This window comes from Filimonas effusa (assembly GCF_004118675.1).
Classification (GTDB): domain Bacteria; phylum Bacteroidota; class Bacteroidia; order Chitinophagales; family Chitinophagaceae; genus Filimonas; species Filimonas effusa.
In genome coordinates, this window is record NZ_SDHZ01000001.1 from 957,243 (window position 1) to 974,439 (window position 17,197).

Genomic DNA, 17,197 nt, shown 5'->3' on the forward strand with positions numbered 1-17,197 from the left:
TGCTATCTTCGCGCTCTTAAAGTTCTTATCTTTTTATGATTAGCAGAAGAAATATACGGGTTAAAGTGATGCAATTGATCTATTCTCTTGAACAGATGGATGATAAAACCGATAAAACCGACCCCGTAAAAGCTTTGTCCAAACAGCTGGATCTTACTCGTGAGTTATTTGTTTATCTGCTGCATTTTATTACCCAGGTTGCCCAATACGCTGAACTCGACTCCAAATACAGGGCCTCCAAACACCTGCCAAGCAAAGAAGATCTTAACGTTAACACCAAGATAGCAGGTAATGAACTGTTGTGGAAAGTGCTCGAAAGCGCTTCCTACCGTAAAGCGCTTGAAATAAACATGCCTTCCGGCATCGACAGTGTGGAATGGGTTCGTAAAATGTACACCAGCCTCGTTGATTCCGATATCTACCAGGAATATATTCAGCAGCCTTCCCGTGAGCCAAAAAAAGAGAAAGAGATCATCCTCTTCATCTTTACCGATCTCATGCTGCCCAATGAAGAATTTCTATCGTTTGTAGAAGAAAACTTTCCCAACTGGGATGATGATGCGGAAATGATGATGCAATTAATGACCAGCTACCTGCAAAAGCCCGCCAGCTACGACCTGCAGGATATGCTGGGCGCAGAAAAATGGCAGTTTGCCCGTTCCCTGCTCACCACCGTTCTTAATAAAAAAGACTACCTCACTGATCTTATCAAACCCAAACTTAAGAACTGGGATGCCGAGAGAATTGCGATTCTCGACATGATCCTGATGCAAATGGGTATTGCCGAATTCCTGTATTTCGAGACCATCCCTCCCAAAGTAACCATCAACGAATGTATCGATCTCGCCAAAGCTTACAGTACGCCTCAAAGCGGACAGTTTGTAAACGGTATCCTCGACAGCATTCATAAGGAACTGGTAGCCGAAAACAAGATCCATAAGATTGACTTCAATAAACAAAAAGCCGGATAATGAAATACATGGCTCTTTTACTGCTGGTTGCTGCCATGGCCGCCTGCAATAACAATTCCACCACTAAGCTGAAGGCCGAAGAACTAAGCAAGGTACAGGCCGATACTGCCCGCTACACAACAATAGCCTGGGTCGATTCCATTCATCAGAACATCGGCACCCTTACCATAGGCGAGAAGGTGGAGATCAAATACCGTGTTAAAAATACAGGCCAATACCCGCTGATCCTCACCAATGTGGTGGCCAGCTGCGGTTGTACCGTGCCGTCGTATACAAAAGAACCGATAGCGCCTGGCGCAGAAGGCGTTATTACAGCTTCGTTCGACAGTAACAGGTCGCCACACCCTGGTGAATTCAGAAAAACGGTGGGCGTTACCGCCAATACAAAACCTGCTGCATTTACTGAACTCGTATTTTCCGGCCTGCTCAAAGAAGCGAAATAGTGCGGCACTTAACATAAAAGACAATAGATTTGCACGAATTCTATAATTAACATTAAATGACCATGACGTATTCTTTATTATTGGCTGCGCCACAGGGACAACAGGGAGGCGGTGCTTCTTTTCAATTGATTATGATGGGCGCCATTATTCTGGTATTCTGGCTGTTCATGATCCGTCCGCAAGCTAAAAAAGCAAAAGAACAAAAGAAATTTATCGATAACCTGCAAAAAGGTGACAAAATAGTAACCATCGCCGGCATTCACGGTAAGATCGAAAAAGTAAACGAAGACAATACTTTACAACTCGAAGTGAGCCCTGGTAGCTATATCAAGATCGAAAAATCTGCTATCAGCCAGGATTGGACTGCAGCCCTGAACAAAGCGGCAGCAGGCGCTACTGCAGTAAAATAATTTCCGCAGAAAGCATTACGCAAGAGGCTGTACCATACCGGTACGGCCTCTTGCATTATAAAAGCCTTTCAACTTACAGTATTCTGTCATCCGCCGTCTGTCATCTATACTTATCTTGCATCCCAAAATAAATCTGCATACATGATACGGGTAGGTTTAACAGGAGGCATCGGCAGCGGAAAAAGTATGGTAGCCCGCATCTTCAAGGTACTGGGTATCCCAGTCTTTGACGCTGATGCAACCACCAAAAACATAATGGCCACCGACAAAGAGCTGCAACAGCGGTTGATGGAGGTGTTTGGACCAAAGATCTTTGCGAACGGCGTATTGGACAGGAAACTACTGGCCTCTATCGTTTTCCCCGATCCCTTTAAGCTGGAACAGCTCAACGCCCTGGTACATCCTGCAGCGATTGCCGCGGCCGCTAAATGGATGCAGCAGCAAACTGCTCCCTATGCCATCAAAGAAGCAGCCTTGTTCTTTGAAGCAGGCTCCGCCGGTGACCTGGATTATGTTATTGGAGTAACCGCCCCTAAAGCTTTACGTATCAAACGTGTCATGGATCGCGACAACGTGAGCAGGATGGAAGTGCTTACCCGCATGAGCCGCCAGATCGATGACGACATCAAAATGCGCCTCTGCGATTTTGTAATAATGAACGATGAACAACAACCCCTGATCAACCAGGTATTGTCCATTCACGAAAAACTGATCGGTCTTGAACAACATAAATAGTACAGCCAACACCTGGCAGCGCAAAAAGCCCTTCCTGATCGCTATTTTCATAGCCATCGTCGCCACCTGTTTAGGGGCCTGGTATATATTCATACCCAGGGCGGCGTTGATCAACCTGCCTTATCGCTGGGAGCGGATTCCTTTAGGACAAAAACGCGAAATGGTAATACGCTCGCTAGGAAAAGCCACCTACAGCGATAGCACTACCGTATTACAACAAGGAGAGATCTGGGTAGCCAATCGCACAAACGGCGATTATACTCTTTCCATTTATTACAACCGCGACTCCATAGCAGATGCCTGCCAGATCAGTTTCGACTACAAACTTGGTTTCCTCAGCAAACACTATCTGTTGAAGGCGGAAACCTGGAAGAAATAGCTTATTTCACCATCCGGTAGCACCAGCGTTTGAGTTTGCCCTCGAAGTCGAAAGGTGTAGTGGCGCGCGTAATATCTTTCCATTCCGAAACCTGCAGTTTATCTGCTTCCAGTTGAAACCGCGTGAAATTGGTGCTGAAATACAACAGGCCTCCTGGCGTTAAAGTATGCATTACATCATTGATAAGCTCCACATGATCGCGTTGGATATCCAGGAAATCTTTCATGCGTTTACTGTTGCTGAAAGTAGGAGGGTCCATGACCACCAGGTCGAACTGGCCGGGCTGTAAAGTTTTGAGGTATTGTTTTACATCCGCATGAATAAAATGATAGGCGCCGGGTTTGGTTAGTTCATTTAAAGCAAAATTATCTTCTCCCCAGCTCAGATAAGTCTTGGACAAATCTACCGAAGTAACGCTTTGTGCGCCCCCTGCAGCGGCATACACTGAAAACGAGCCTGTATAGCAAAAGAGATTGAGCATGCGCTTATCCTTACATTCCTCCTGTACCATCTTACGCGTAATACGGTGATCGAGGAACAAGCCTGTATCCAGGTAATCGGTAAGGTTGACTTTGAATTTGAGGCCGGCCTCTTCTACTGTAAAGAAATCTTTTTCAACTCCTATCTTTTCATATTGGTCTTGTCCGCGGTGCGACATACGTTTACGCTGGCGTACATATATCTTTTCTTCCGGCACCTCCAGCAGGCGGGCGATAATACTAATACATTGATCGAGCCAGGCCTCATGTTCCTCTTCCTCCATACCATGCCTGCGCAGGTATTCTGCGAGGTAAACCTTGTCTTCATAGCGTTCAATGGAAAACGGGAACTCAGGCATATCATGGTCATACACCCTGTAACAGGTTACCCCCTGCCGCCTGGCCTGCTTACTCTTGTGTTTATATACTTTCAGCAGGCGGTTCTCGAACATCTGTAGCTTATCGTCCATGATACAAAAATAGTCCCGCCAGTTCATGAAACGAATAGAAACTATAGTTTCCGGCTAAAATAAAAACCAGGGTTATCCCCAGGTAACCTTTTACATAAAGAAGGTAAACTTGTAACGGCAAATGAAAATACCAATCACCTAAAACCCAATAGCCTTGTACACCCAAACACTAACAAACAAAAGAGCGGTATATATAACTGCTCCCATTGCCATAGCCAGACCACCGGTTTTATTTCGTATAGTATGGCATTTTTTAGTAAAATAAGAGAGTTTCAGGTTTCCCGTTTTATAGTTCTTGATATCAATAGGTTAGCCGGATTTTTTTTGTTTTTTCCCGCCGGCATTTCTTCTTCCTTTCCTCCTTCATAATAGTTGCTGGCTATAGAAGCATTGTGCAGTAGAGCCCCCGTGAGTTTTGCTCCGAAATCAGTTACGGTTTTGATTGATAATGTTTTGTCACTACAAACTAAATCACTTATGAAAATTTACAGGGTAATTTTCTGTTTGTTTTTTTCTATAAAAGTATTTAGCCAGGTCAATCATGTCTCGGGAAGTGCTGCTTATACACTTCCGGTATTTAATTACGCAGACAAAAGAAGCGGCCTTAGCCACAATGTAAGTATTGATTATAGCTCCGATGGCGGATTAAGAGTGCAGGAAGTGGCTTCGGCAGTCGGAACAGGGTGGAACATCATTGCAAGCGGGGTGATAGAAAGGATGCAGCTGGGGGAACCCGATGATCAGTACAATCCGGTAAATTATGGGTTTGCTGCTGATAAACAGATCATTAAACGGGAGCTGAACAGGTGGGAGGATTTCGATGAATATTATTCCAATGGTTATATGTATGCGCAATATGCGCTTAACGCAGATGCGAGAAGTCTTGCCGTATTTCCCCGCTTTCGCGGAAGTCATACCAAGGATTATAAAATGAGCCCCATCGGCGCTACAGATCGGGAGCAGGATATCTTCATGTGTAATTTGAACGGCCGCATTGTAAGATTTTTAATAGGGAAAAACGGATCTGATTTCCCCGTGGAGATCCTCGACGACAGCAAGATCAAAGTAAGCTTCGTGCTGGAAGATATGAGGAACCGGAATATCAGAACAAGGATAAGATCCTTTACTGTAAAAGATGAGAAAGGATTCGTTTATGTCTTTGATCAAATCGAAACGGCAGATGTGATAAGAGCCAGGAATAAGCTGGTGAACAATATACCTTTCGCTTCCGGGGCAGGAACAACGCCTGCAGTAGCAGTGATGGAAAGTTATCCTATAGGCCCCAGGGTGGTAAAAAAATGGCACTTATCAAAAATAAGCAACCCTTTTACAGGCGAAAAAATAGAGTTTCAGTATAACAATGCAAGGATAGAAAACCTTGCGATAAAAACTTCCGTAGCACAGTATATAAAAGAAGATGATGGCCGCAAAGCTGTTACGGTAATGGAAAATAAGTCGTTCCTCGACATTAAGCTGCTGTCACGTATTGTCTTCCCCGATCGTCATGAAATACTCCTGCATTATACCGGTGACCGCGTTGATTTTCATGGCGCTGGTTATATAGATAAGATCTCTCTTCTGTATAAAGGTGTTGTGAAAAAATACTATGATCTTGAATACGGTTACTTCCATAAAAAAGAATTGTAACTGCTGCAACCCTTAATAATAGCGGTTACGTTCAGGACTATGCGAGATTATGTTTGAAAAGCATAAGGCTTAAAACAAAAGATGGTAATAAAATGCCTCCTTACGTCTTCAGCTACTATACCGGAGACGAATCTTCAGACCCGCTGGATAGGGTGCCGTCCAGGTATACTTATTCGATAGACCATTTCGGCTTCTACAATAAATCGAATCATATCGACGATAATGTCCCGGGTACTTTTGCAGCTTACAATTCCGCGGCACTCAAACAAACCTTTATTGATTATCTGTTAACGCCGGTTACCTACAGGGCAATTGCTCCCGGAGCTGCAAAATGGGGCTTGCTAAAAGCTGTGACGAATCCTGCCGGAGGGAAATTTACTTATAAATACGAACAGAATAAAAGACTGGACTTAAGCGGCAACGAGCAAAACGCTCCAGGCGTAAGAGTGTATGAAACACTAAGTGAAGATCTTACCGCGAATAGCCCTGCCGTTACCGTAAAATATAAATACGCATTGGAGAATGGCGTTTCATCAGGCTGGGGTTGTAACGATGATATTCTTCCAACATATAAAACGGAGAAACAAACCCATATCGAGGAAGATCATACCTCTTTTACAAATTATGATAAAGGTGGCATTTACGCTTACGACGATGCTTCATTAAACACTTACAGAACAATTGGATCTATCGTAAATATTGTGAGCTCGGTAGTTATTACGGCGTTGTTACCCGGAAATGTATTAGGGCCTGTCATCAATTTTGTTTTCAATTTCCTCTTCAATTTTCTATTGGGTGCAATTGCAGGACTGTTCGGCGGAGGCTCAACAGACAGGACGATTGTAGAATATAATATGTATTCCCCTGCGTTCAGTAATCAAAGCCCCTTCTATTACAGCAGGGTCGAGCAGTTCAATGAAGCTGCTTCCAATGGCAAAACAGTTTTTTATTTTACCAAACCGGCAAACTATTCAGCCGAAATTGCGTCACTGCAATTCCCATACGCAAACAAGCCAAGATATGATTCCTGGAAATATGGATTACCGCTGAAAACGGAAACCTATAACAGGAACGGAATTAAAGTACATGCAGTAGAAAATAGCTATACCTTCTGGTCTGGGTCTCTAAATGAAAACTACTTCAGTAATAGGAAGATTCAGCCTAACAGATATTACTCAGGCCGCTATAGCGACGACGGACATATTTACGGAAGCGCCGGCGTACAACAAAGCTGGCTGACTGTTGATCAGTATGTCTATAAAAAAGGACGGGCATTCCTGAGTCAGATCACAGTATCTGACTATAACGAAACAAATGCTGCTGAAATCTCCCGACGGACAGTAAGTTATAGCTATAACAGCACAAACCACCTGGTCGCCAGCGAAATTACACAGGATAGCAAAGGGCAGCTAACAGGCACCAATACATACTATGCCTGTGACTATAACGATGGCGCAGGTAGTATGATCGCTGCGTTAAAAAATAATAATCTTAATGGTATAGAAGTAACTACCGTCGACTGGAAAGCATTGAATGATCTAAGGCTTTTGATTGGTGCGAGGTCTGTAGATTTTCAGTCGCTGCCGAATGGTAGAATAAGGCCCGTCGTTACCTATAAAACAAATCTGAGTGAGCCGGTTGCTGCAAGCATCACTTATGCTGTGGAGCCGGATAATATTCATGGCTATCCTTTTTTTGAAGTGCGAAACCAAATGACCTACGACGGTCAGGGTAACCTGGTTGAAATAAAAGACAATGAAAACCATGTCACCAGTTATATCTACGGCAATAATAACAGGAGAATAATAGCGGAAGTAATAGGAGCGGATGCCGCTAAAACAATGTACACCTCTTTTGAACCCGATAGTTATCTGTCTGTAACAAATCCTCCTGCGGGATATGATCCCGGTAACAACAACCGCTTTTCTTTAGATCCTTTCTATGTAGAAAATAATATGTGTCCTACCGGAGACTATTGTTATAACCTGAAAGGAGAGCTGCAGTTGCATATAGTGCCAGCCGAAAGTTATATCGTCTCCTGTTGGGCCACTGCTACGGTTAACCTGCTGGCCGGAGATAATCAGCCGATTCCCAAATCGAAAACAGGACCCGCGATCAACGGATGGACTTACTATGAATTTGCAGTCCCTGCCGGCGCGTCAAACATTCACTTCGCCAAAGTAGCGGCAAACGCAGCGTCTATACTGGTCGATGAAGTAAGAATGTATCCGGCAGGTGCAAAAATGGCAACAACCTCATACGATCCAACGCTTGGGAAAACTGCCGAATGCGATGTCAATAACAGGATAACATACTACGAATACGATGCATTAGGCAGGTTGATCAATGTCAGGAATGAATTCAGAAATATCACCAAAACATACGAATACCATTATCAGCTTAACGACTAAAAGTTGCAGCCATGCTAAAATCAATCTATGTTTTACCGGCCTTACTGCTAGCCTTTACCGTTGAGGCCCAGACTGAAGACATTTCCGGTGCATCAGTCGCAACTGAAATGGGAACTTATACCTATACGCTCGACCCGTCTGCTTATTCGTCAGGAGGAAGTATGCCTTCAGGCAGTATTGGTACATGGGCAATTTATGAAGGAACACGTGTCGATCATATACATGATGTCGATGGGGCATCAGGTAACCAGGATGACCTGACACTGGTACATGTTATTGCGCAGAATACCAACCCTGCTGCAGGTGCTGTTTACATAACCATACAATGGGACTACCATATAAAATCGGCACTGGCTTCTGTTAGCTTCGAGGGAAACGCTTCCTTTCCCAACTCCTTTTCAAAAAATATACAGGTGCTGTCATTAGCCGATGCATTGAGGAAATGCCATACAGCGCTTCCGGCATTCCAGTCTGTTGCAGATGTTAATGTGCTGCCGGCGAACCTCTCTGTATCACTCTGTCCGGTTACTACTACTATTCCGTACACTATATCGTGGCAATGGCAGAGAACAGACCAGGTAGATTTATATAATTCAACAGAACGTTTGTCGTACGATGATTATACCTGGACCAGTATTCCTGGCGCAACAGGTGCATCATGTGCGCCGGTATCGATGTATTACACAGGTACTGCGTTGTATTGTTGTAAAATAACGGTCAGTTATACCTCGTATTATTACAACGCCGCAACCGGAACGCTGGTGGCGACAAATGTGAGTCAGCCTTTTTATTCCGATATCCAGAGGGTAGAGCTGCCCGGCTATCAGGCAGGAGAGATCTTTCATAATAGCAGTTATACACCGTCCTCGCCGGACTATGTGGTGCGGGTAAACAATGGAACCACCATTCTTCCGGTAACCGATCAGCCTTCTACAGGAGGAGCGTGCGGATCCCGTTCCTATACCTGGCAAATCTCCTATAATTATGGATTATGGCAGGACGTTTATACCGGCGAACATCTGAGTAGTTCCTATTTGCCAAATATAAACGGCAACGTCAGGATCCGCAGAAAAGTATTGTGTGGAAAACAAACGCCGGGCGAGCACTTCTATGATCCTTCGTTATACTCTAATATTTTAACATACGATGTCAGCTATAGTGCTTCATTGGTTGAAAATAAAAACTATGTAAGGATCAACGATGTCTTTAAACCTGGTATAAACACCTGGCAACAGTCCGACGCGCTTCCTATAGGTGCAAAACTGCAGAACACCGAATACTTCGACGGCTTTAATAGAACAGTACAGGTAGTGAACCGTGAAATAAACAACGGCCTGGACTATGTGACCCATATTGAATACGATAATTCAGGACAACAGCCATTGGATTATGTTTCTTTCCCGTCTTCAACTTCAATAGGGCTTTTCAAAGCAAATGCACAAACAGAACAGAAGAACAGTATAAGAAATTATTATGGAGAAGCGGCAAATGCAAACACATGGTCTGTAACTGCATTCGACGGAACGCCTGTTAACAAGGTGAAAAGCATAAGGGAAGCGGGTACATCCTGGGGGTATAGTGCAGACTACAAAGGGGTTAACCTGAAACAGGATTTTAACAGTACTGAACCGATCCGGAAATGGTCTGTTGGCTATAGTCCGGCGAGTGTGCCCGTTACTACCGGACAGTATGCCGCCGGCACGTTATCCAGGAATATGTATACTAACGAAGAAGGGCATAGGGTAATTGAATACACCGACTTTGACGGTAATATGGTATTTAGAAAAGTAGAGCTGGAACAGGACGCTAACTACAATAACTATGAAGGATGGCTTAATACATATTTTATTTACGACGACTTTAACCAGCTCTGCTTTACCTTAACTCCCAAAGCTGTTGATTTCTTCCTGCAAAATAACTGGGATCTTCAGTCCCATTCGGCAGAAGTGGAAGAACTGTGCTTCTATTACAGGTACGACGCCAGGGGGCGTACCATAGGAAAACACACGCCCGGAGCAGGGTATATACAACTGGTTTACGATAAACGCGACAGAATGGTGCTTTCACAGGATAAGAACCAGGCCGGCAAAAGACAATGGTTATTTTATCTCTACGACAAATTTGACAGGGAAATAGTAACCGGGATCTTAAATAGCGATCAGGACAGGGATAATATGCAAATGATAGCAGATGACCTTCGCATGGAAGCTGCCGTTATAAGCGCTCATCCCGGAATGTCCGTACAATTGAATGCATGGGCACCCATCGTTGGCGGAAATAGCTCCTTTTGCATTGATTGCAGCGACGGTATCATCAATACAATTCAATATTATGATGAATACCAGGCTACGTCGCAACCTTTTGCCGCTGGTGAAGAAGTTGAAAATACAGACAACGTGCCCTACAGAGAGTATTCCCCTATGTCACTCCGTACGCAGGGAATGACTACCGGTGTGTTGGCAAGAGTGATAGATGAAACCTACGACAGTTACAACCCCGACGGTCAATATCTGCTTTCAACCAGTTACTACAATGAAAGAGGCCGCATCCTGCAACAAACAAAACAAGGTTATCTGAACGCAAACGAAAATAAATGCTTCACCGTTACAACTTATGCATACGACTATTCCGGATTGCTCGCAGGAACACTGCAGTCGCTGACGCAGAACCTGGCGGGTATAGGCGATTACGCGATTAAAACTTATCACGCCTACAATCTCACAGGTAAGATCACGGGAACGTACAAGTCGTATGGAGGTAGTAACTACAAACAATTAAGTGTACTCAGTTACGACAATTTCGGCCGCTTGTCTTCGAAACAGTTTGCTCCGGGATACACCGATAATGAAGGCCGGCAACTTGAAACGTTGAATTATTCCTACAATATTCACGGGTGGTTAACTGGCATCAATAAAGACTATTACTTCGCCACCGACGATAGCAGACAATGGGAACATTATTTTGGTCTGTACCTGGGATATGATAACCGCGACAATGCCTTCAATAAAAAACGATTCGATGGGGCGATAGCGGGTATCGGATGGAAATCCCAGGGCGATAATAAACTGCGGCGCTATCATATGAGTTACGATAATATCGGCCGCTTCACAAACGCCGCATTTGAACAAACAGAAGCTGCGTCTGATCCCAACTGGTCGTCGGCTATAATGGACTTTACCGAAACAAATATTTCATATGATCTTAATGGAAATCTCTTGCAGCTGGATCGTAAAGGGGTAAAACCGGGAGGTAAAGGACCGGTTTATATAGATCAGTTAAGGTACAGCTACAGGAACCGCGGAAATTCGAACAGGCTGGAAGGAGTTACCGACGTCACTACCGGAATGGACGGCATAAATGGTACGATGGGAGATTTTAAAGAACCGCGTTCGGGATCCGATGATTACGAATATGACAACAACGGTAACCTGGTCATAGATAAAAACAAACAAATCCATGAAGATCCCGACGGCAGAATGAATGGTATTACCTGGAATTATATGGATAAGCCACAGGAAGTAACTGTCAGCGAAAAGTCAAAAATAACCTATAAATATGATGCGCTGGGTAATGTACTGGCCAGATACATCGTATCGCTCCCGGACTTTGTACCGAAAAAGAACATCCTTTATCTGGAAAACATGGTGCTGGAGGAAGATGTTGTAGCAGGCACTCCGTTACAGCTGAAATATATCAATCATGAAGAAGGACGTCTCAGACTTGTCGAAACCAGGGATGATCTTAGAAATGTACCAGGTGTAGAAATTGCAGGTAGTGTTGACATGCCGGCTCAAATGACAAATGGAGTTCCTATGCAGGGAGTGTTCGACTTTTTTGTCAAAGATCATCAGGGGAATACACGTCTTATTCTCACCGAAGAATCTCATAGCGAAAGACATTTATGTACCATGGAAAATGCTGCTGCGGATTATGAACAGAAAAATTTTGGACAGGTAAATGAACAGGGGAATCCCACGAGCGACAACGAAGTATATAAAACCGGCAGTTCAGCGCCGTCCGACTGGAGAAGTAACACTGGCAGGGTTAGTAAATTGGGCGGCCCGGGAAATAGCAACACCATTGGCCCCAATTTCCTGATGAAAGTAATGTCTGGCGACAAACTGAATTTGTTGACAGAATATTTTTACGGGGCCGATCCGCGCGATCAAAACAGCAATCCGGTTACGGGACGTTTGTTGTCAAGCTTTGTCAACCTATTAAATAATGGTACCGGTGGGGCAGCAGTCAAAGAGGCGGGTAAATTAATCGCAAATGAGGTCGTCAATCCATCAAGCATAATTTATAACTTTTTTCGGGAAAATCATAGTGCAACAGATCTTACACCTAAAGCCTATCTGAACGTTCTGTTCTTCGATGAACAATTTAACTTCATTCCTCCCAACAGTATAGGTGCCGGCAGCACCATGTTACGCGTGGAGAACCCGGGCGATGGACAAAAACTTGTTATTCCCAATCTTAGAGTTCCGGCAAATGGCTATGTGTATATCTATGTAAGTAATGAATCGGAAGAAGAAGCGGTTTATTTCGACAATCTTCAAATAGTACATACGAGCGGCAGGTTACTTGAAGAAACGCATTATTACCCCGATGGCTTGAAAATAGCGCCGCTATGCAGCAGGGCATACGGGGTTTCCGCGAATACCAGAAACTACCAGGGCGATTTTAGTGAAGAAAACGAAGAAACAGGTTATTATGAATTTGCATTGCGGCACTATGATGTCCAGATCGGCCGATGGATCAGCACCGATCCGTACGATGAGTTTGCGAGCCCATACATTGGTATGGGAGCAGACCCCGTCAACAATATCGATCCTGATGGAGGCAGTATTTGGAGTACTATGTTAAGCAATATTGCTTTTGGCCCCAAGCCAATCAGGTGTCCCGCCAACGTTGGAGGATCCGGAAGCGGCGGCCTGTTGGGCAATCTGTCTTTGTCTTCACTAAAGGGGGCAGGTGTGGCTATTGCAACATGGGGTGCAGGAGAAGTAGGGCGAAGCCTGGGATTTGACCTTGGCAACAGCTTATTCATCGGGAATAATACAACAGCCGAAGGCCTGCGTGCTATGGGCCCCACGGGTGATGGTATTTCTCAGGATAACCGTGGTGGCGGCGGCTGGAAATTTAGCTTGTTAACATCTTACCGGCAACCTAAAAGCAAATACGACGAAGCCCACCTGCTTGTATTCGGGTTCGTGCCTTCCGACGGTTCTGACCTTCCCCGGAAAAAGGGAATTGTCGATTTGCGTAAAAAGGTCAAATTCACAAGCCAAATGAGCTTGAAAAATCCCCAGGTCGCATGTGCACGGGCATCACAGAAAATAATCAGGGATGCTGGTATAAAAAAGGGAGGGACGAAGGAGGGCAGAATTATAGTCGCCGAAGATAGCCCGGATCATAAAAAACTAAACATATTACCGAATGTAAAAGATGGCGTTGACTATATCGATAATGAATTGGAAATAAACCACCCGGTTATGGTAGGCGTTAACCACACTCTGAAAAAAAGGCAAGATGATGGTGCAGCTGCTGATCACTTTGTTGTTATAGTAGGTCGAGGTATTGATCCGGTAACAAACCAAGTCTACTACAACTTTTATGAGGTAGGAACAGCGCATGAGAATAAGGGGAAAAGTGATAAGAATAAATTGTATCTTCAACCAGACTATTCACTAAAAGGAACTAACTATGCGGGAGAGAGAATTTTCACCGTCACAGATATCAGGAAGAATTAGTTTTTGTTTAATATTATTTGTTTTAATGTGCTGCAATTCCTGCAGGAATGGAGGTGCGCGGCAATCAAAACCGAATATAGTAACTACAGATAGCCTCGTTTCAGAGTCGGAGACTGTAGCTTCCAAAGACCCCCTATACACGTTTCTGGAAGATAATTCGAGATTAATGGAACTCCCTTTTGGAATAAATAAGGGCGATAAGCAATGGGGGACAATTGATGAAATATTTCAACATCAAATTCCTGATTCATTTATGATAAAAAAGCTTAGCCATGATAATACTGCCACAAAGGATCATAGAGAATTTTTTGCCAGGTACAAGCTTCATAGCTGTTCTGATGACTACTCTATCTATATTATATATATAACTGACGATGACGAAAAATTTACGGGCTATTTTCTTTTTACCAGAAACAAGGATGGGCATTACAGTAAACCCCTTCCATTTACGGTGGCTGCTGGAGCTTACGATATAACTTCTCAGATTGAATCTACGATTTTATCATGCACGCAAATAATCAGAAACAAGGTTGATGTCTCTGAAACCGCTGTAGATTCTATAATGAAATATAGTTATTACAAAGAGACGATGTTGATCGATGCTTTAGCCGGAGTCATTAAAAATGTTAGAGTAGATTCAATAGGTTCTAAAAACAGCGTAGATACTTTTACTGCTAGGATCTCTTGGTAGTTTTAGCTTAACTGTTTATTCTTCATATGGCTTATGCGCTCTTCAGGAGTTCGGCCGGCATATTATACAGTTCGAAGAGGTTTTTAAAATATTGACATTTATTTATAAGTTTAATGATTTTTTTACTAAGTGATTCCCTTCCTTGCACTGGTTTAGTGATGCCAATAGGTTGTATCTTCAACCGTGTTATTCATTAAAAGGAACTAACTATGCAGGTAAGAGAAACTTTACCGTCACCGGCGTCAGGAAAAATTAACTTTTACATACTGCTGGCAGTAACAGTGTTATACTGCTCTTGCCAGAATGAAAAAAACACACAACAAACTGGCGATACAGTATTAAAAGATAGCCAGGCTGTTACAACCATTCCCGATAGTACCGACGATTCATTATCTTATTTCCTGGATCATAATTCAAAGGAAAAATCTTTACCCTTTGAAATCATAATAGGGTCAGCTGATTGGGGCAGTATCGACGATATTTATCAGAATGAGATACCCAGGGAGCTGGTTGTTAAGCACCTGTTTAACAACGATAGTAAAAAGGTGAAGACAAAAGAAGGCGGGTTCAAACAGTATTATTCGAGGTATAAGATTTCCGGCTTTTCAGATAATCTCTCCGCCTATGTGCTCTATATCACCGATGGCGGCGATGAACACGAATACATAGGTTATTTCCTGGTGCTAAGGGATAAATCCGGCAGCTACACAAGTCCTATTGCGTTTTCTGCGTCTAAAGGCGAGTTGTCAATCCTCTCTCAGGTGGAATCAAAGATCATATCGCCGGACAAAATAACCAGGCATAAAATTGAAACTGCAGAGCTTGGTTCTGACTCGAAACAATATACTTCCTACCAGGAAACGCTTGCAATAGATCCGGTTACAGGTATACCTAAACAAATAAAAATCGATTCATTAGGCTCCAAAACCGCAGTCGATACTTTTTCAAAAAGGATTTCTTTATAAACCAGATTGCGCTGGATAAAGCGTATACCCAAAGTGATTTGCTTCCCAATATTAATCTTTTAGCGTGTGAGTACCTTTTTGGAAAGATTATTTGAGTAGATGATATTTTTGATATATTTTTTTAAAAAGTTGTTATATTTGATTGATTTAATAATTTGTAGTTTCCCTTAAACCCAATAATATTTCAAAGCATAAATCACTTTTCATTCAGTCCGGATTTGATAGATTTTATCCATAGTTGCTGAAACCTATACGGTCTTGACAAGTAGTGGTTGCTCCCTCTCTCATATCGAAGCATTATTTCTATTTTCTCTATAGTTACCTAACACCCTAAAACCTATATATGATACACTTTAAAAAAATTGCGGCGCTAATAGCTGCATCCCTGCCAGTTCTTGCAGCCCACTCACAAGATGTTACTTATTGGAAAGTTAATGGTAATAGTGGCACCAGCCCTGCTGACCATTTCCTTGGTACATCGGACGATCAGGATCTTATTTTCAAACGAAATGGAGTACGCGCTGGCTGGTTGAATACTTCATTGTATAGTACTTCATTTGGTGTGAGTGCTTTAAATGCAGGAACAACCGGTTATGCTAATACAGCTATCGGACATTTCGCATTGTTTGCGAATATGTCGGGAAGCTATAATGTTGGAATAGGTACTAATGCCCTTTACTCTAATGCTACCGGAAGTTCTAATGTGGCGTTAGGGCAGTCTGCTTTATATTACAATACTTCCGGTAGTGGTAACACAGCAATAGGATACAACGCATTAACAGGCAATGCAACAGGCAGCCGAAATATAGCTTTGGGGTATTATGCTTTATCGGAAAACACGACAGGTTCTGATAATATTGCACTGGGTAGTAGCTCATTGACTAAGAATACAGGTGGTGGCAATAACCTTGCTTTTGGAGGAAACGCCTTGAGGTATAATACAACAGGCCATAGTAACATAGGATTAGGGCAAAGTGCCTTATATTCAAATATGACGGGCAACGATAATGTTGCTTTAGGAGCCGGTGCTTTATATGCTAACACTATTGGCAATCGTAATTTGGCCTTTGGAACGAGTGCCTTATATGCTAATACAGAAGGCTCGCTAAACGTAGCTTTCGGTGGATGGGCGCTTTGGTCTAATAAACTCGGTAGCGCTAATTTTGCTTTTGGTGAAAATGCTCTTTTTTCTAATACAAACGGCAGTTCTAATCTTGCTTTTGGAATTAATTCACTTAAACTGAATACTACTGGCACCGCAAATTTAGGAATAGGCGAGAATGCGCTTCTCTCCAACACGGTGGGTAGTGCAAATATTGCTATAGGAACTTCGTCTGGATCTGCCATTACTACAGGAAGTAATAATATTGCAATTGGGATAAATGCTCAGGTGGCAGCTGCTGCCGGCAGCAATCAGTTATCTATAGGAAATCTTATTTATGCTACCGAGGTAAATGGTAGCGGCTCCGTTGTATCAACTGGCAATGTTGGCATAGGTACCATGTCTCCTTCCGATAAATTGTCGGTAAATGGTGCTGTTCGTTGCAAAAAAATTCTTGTTAATCATTCGGGATGGGCTGACTATGTCTTTGATTCTACTTATAAGCTTCCGGAACTTATATCTCTTGAACAATATATTAAAAAGTATAAGCATCTACCTGGTATACCGTCTGCTGCTGAAGTTGCTGATAAAGGCATAGATGTGGCTGAAAATCAGGTCATGTTGTTGAAAAAGATAGAAGAACTGACATTGTATGTGATCGGACAAAATAAGAAATTAGAGTCTGTTGTCAGTGATAACGAAGAACTGAAAAAGAAATTGAGACAGCTTATGAATAAATAG

The 17,197-nt window shown here is 43.1% G+C and carries 12 protein-coding genes; 11 read left to right on the forward strand and 1 reads right to left on the reverse strand.

What is annotated here, in order from left to right:
* The first annotated feature begins 35 nt into the window (after positions 1-35).
* The 5 genes from nusB (at position 36) to ESB13_RS03525 (ending at position 2,938) form a co-directional block, all read left to right on the forward strand.
* Positions 36-971: a transcription antitermination factor NusB gene (nusB, locus tag ESB13_RS03505; protein WP_129001640.1), complete on the forward strand. Its 936-nt coding sequence runs from the start codon at positions 36-38 to the stop codon at positions 969-971.
* The gene (locus ESB13_RS03510; RefSeq protein ID WP_129001641.1) at positions 971-1,414 is read left to right on the forward strand and encodes a DUF1573 domain-containing protein; all 444 of its coding nucleotides are present in this window, start codon (positions 971-973) and stop codon (positions 1,412-1,414) included. The genes nusB and ESB13_RS03510 overlap by 1 nt, the downstream gene beginning before the upstream one ends.
* A 62-nt stretch (positions 1,415-1,476) precedes the next feature.
* Positions 1,477-1,824 (forward strand): preprotein translocase subunit YajC, encoded by a 348-nt coding sequence (gene yajC, locus ESB13_RS03515; protein WP_129001642.1) that lies wholly within the window; start codon positions 1,477-1,479, stop codon positions 1,822-1,824.
* Positions 1,825-1,965: 141 nt separating this feature from the next.
* Positions 1,966-2,559: a dephospho-CoA kinase gene (gene coaE, locus ESB13_RS03520; RefSeq protein WP_129001643.1), complete on the forward strand. Its 594-nt coding sequence runs from the start codon at positions 1,966-1,968 to the stop codon at positions 2,557-2,559.
* Positions 2,543-2,938: a hypothetical protein gene (locus ESB13_RS03525; protein WP_129001644.1), complete on the forward strand. Its 396-nt coding sequence runs from the start codon at positions 2,543-2,545 to the stop codon at positions 2,936-2,938. The genes coaE and ESB13_RS03525 overlap by 17 nt, the downstream gene beginning before the upstream one ends.
* A 1-nt stretch (position 2,939) precedes the next feature.
* On the opposite strand, the gene ESB13_RS03530 is transcribed toward ESB13_RS03525, so the two are convergent.
* Entirely contained in the window at positions 2,940-3,887 is a 948-nt protein-coding gene (locus ESB13_RS03530; protein WP_246022432.1) for a class I SAM-dependent methyltransferase, read from the reverse strand.
* Between the two features lie 477 nt (positions 3,888-4,364).
* On the opposite strand from ESB13_RS03530, the gene ESB13_RS03535 reads away from it, so the two are divergent.
* From ESB13_RS03535 to ESB13_RS03560, 6 genes are all read left to right on the forward strand, one after another.
* Positions 4,365-5,534 carry a hypothetical protein gene (locus ESB13_RS03535; protein ID WP_129001645.1) on the forward strand — a complete coding sequence of 390 codons (1,170 nt, stop codon included), beginning with the start codon at positions 4,365-4,367 and terminating at the stop codon, positions 5,532-5,534.
* Between the two features lie 92 nt (positions 5,535-5,626).
* Positions 5,627-7,945, forward strand: coding sequence for a hypothetical protein (locus tag ESB13_RS03540; protein WP_164974083.1), 2,319 nt, complete (start codon positions 5,627-5,629; stop codon positions 7,943-7,945).
* Positions 7,946-7,956: 11 nt separating this feature from the next.
* Positions 7,957-13,698: a DUF6443 domain-containing protein gene (locus ESB13_RS03545; protein ID WP_129001647.1), complete on the forward strand. Its 5,742-nt coding sequence runs from the start codon at positions 7,957-7,959 to the stop codon at positions 13,696-13,698.
* Positions 13,699-13,864: 166 nt separating this feature from the next.
* Positions 13,865-14,389 carry a hypothetical protein gene (locus ESB13_RS03550; protein WP_129001648.1) on the forward strand — a complete coding sequence of 175 codons (525 nt, stop codon included), beginning with the start codon at positions 13,865-13,867 and terminating at the stop codon, positions 14,387-14,389.
* A 209-nt stretch (positions 14,390-14,598) separates the two neighbouring features.
* Positions 14,599-15,354: a hypothetical protein gene (locus tag ESB13_RS03555; protein ID WP_129001649.1), complete on the forward strand. Its 756-nt coding sequence runs from the start codon at positions 14,599-14,601 to the stop codon at positions 15,352-15,354.
* A 343-nt stretch (positions 15,355-15,697) separates the two neighbouring features.
* The gene (locus tag ESB13_RS03560) at positions 15,698-17,197 is read left to right on the forward strand and encodes an autotransporter outer membrane beta-barrel domain-containing protein (protein WP_129001650.1); all 1,500 of its coding nucleotides are present in this window, start codon (positions 15,698-15,700) and stop codon (positions 17,195-17,197) included.

What these genes read in the sequence shown, in the direction of transcription:
- nusB (WP_129001640.1), top strand. Translation starts at nt 36, where the DNA reads ATGATTAGCAGAAGAAATATACGGGTTAAAGTGATGCAATTGATCTAT.
- ESB13_RS03510 (WP_129001641.1), top strand. Translation starts at nt 971, where the DNA reads ATGAAATACATGGCTCTTTTACTGCTGGTTGCTGCCATGGCCGCCTGC.
- yajC (WP_129001642.1), top strand. Translation starts at nt 1,477, where the DNA reads ATGACGTATTCTTTATTATTGGCTGCGCCACAGGGACAACAGGGAGGC.
- coaE (WP_129001643.1), top strand. Translation starts at nt 1,966, where the DNA reads ATGATACGGGTAGGTTTAACAGGAGGCATCGGCAGCGGAAAAAGTATG.
- ESB13_RS03530 (WP_246022432.1), bottom strand. Translation starts at nt 3,887, where the DNA reads ATGGACGATAAGCTACAGATGTTCGAGAACCGCCTGCTGAAAGTATAT.
- ESB13_RS03535 (WP_129001645.1), top strand. Translation starts at nt 4,365, where the DNA reads ATGAAAATTTACAGGGTAATTTTCTGTTTGTTTTTTTCTATAAAAGTA.
- ESB13_RS03540 (WP_164974083.1), top strand. Translation starts at nt 5,627, where the DNA reads ATGCCTCCTTACGTCTTCAGCTACTATACCGGAGACGAATCTTCAGAC.
- ESB13_RS03545 (WP_129001647.1), top strand. Translation starts at nt 7,957, where the DNA reads ATGCTAAAATCAATCTATGTTTTACCGGCCTTACTGCTAGCCTTTACC.
- ESB13_RS03550 (WP_129001648.1), top strand. Translation starts at nt 13,865, where the DNA reads ATGGAACTCCCTTTTGGAATAAATAAGGGCGATAAGCAATGGGGGACA.
- ESB13_RS03555 (WP_129001649.1), top strand. Translation starts at nt 14,599, where the DNA reads ATGCAGGTAAGAGAAACTTTACCGTCACCGGCGTCAGGAAAAATTAAC.
- ESB13_RS03560 (WP_129001650.1), top strand. Translation starts at nt 15,698, where the DNA reads ATGATACACTTTAAAAAAATTGCGGCGCTAATAGCTGCATCCCTGCCA.